This window comes from Acinetobacter sp. RF14B (genome assembly GCF_006864105.1).
Taxonomy (GTDB): domain Bacteria; phylum Pseudomonadota; class Gammaproteobacteria; order Pseudomonadales; family Moraxellaceae; genus Acinetobacter; species Acinetobacter lwoffii_C.
In genome coordinates this window covers 1-494 of record NZ_SMTB01000253.1, presented here as the reverse complement: position 1 = coordinate 494, position 494 = coordinate 1, and the positions used below count along the sequence as shown (strand labels likewise).

Sequence of the window (494 nt, the reverse complement as noted above, 5' to 3'; positions counted from 1 at the left end):
TCTGTGCCGGTTCAAACGGGGCAAAATATTTCACTCCGGCCTGAACGTTATCCCTGTAGTAAAGGTTATGCCTGGATAGAATGAGTGCATAACAAACTATAGCTGTACATCCACTACACAGCCACGAAGGATGATAATGAAGCATTGCCTGTATGATCAATCGACTTTGTAGAGTTTCGGACGAAGGTCCGCAGAATATTCGCAGTATTAAATAAGTGTTCATTAATGGGGCAAAAACTAATCCACCGCATCAATGTAACATCTCTGCGGGGTATGAAGAATAACCAGAATGGTTAATAGGCGTTAGACCGCGCGGAAGGAAAGCTCGCCTGGAATGACTTCACCCTGCCAGTAGAGCTGAGCTGCAACGCGGTCAGCCAGCTGGCGGTAGATAGCGGTAAATTCGCTCTCCGGACGGCTGATAACCGTTGGCGTGCCTTTATCGAGATCCTCACGTAAGGAGATGTGTAACGGCATCTGCCCCAGCAGCTGTG

General features: G+C 48.4%; 1 pseudogene. It reads right to left on the bottom strand.

The features are described 5' to 3' along the window. Positions 1-303: 303 nt before the first annotated feature. Positions 304-494, bottom strand: a pseudogene (locus E2K52_RS14815) (hypothetical protein); the annotation flags it as partial.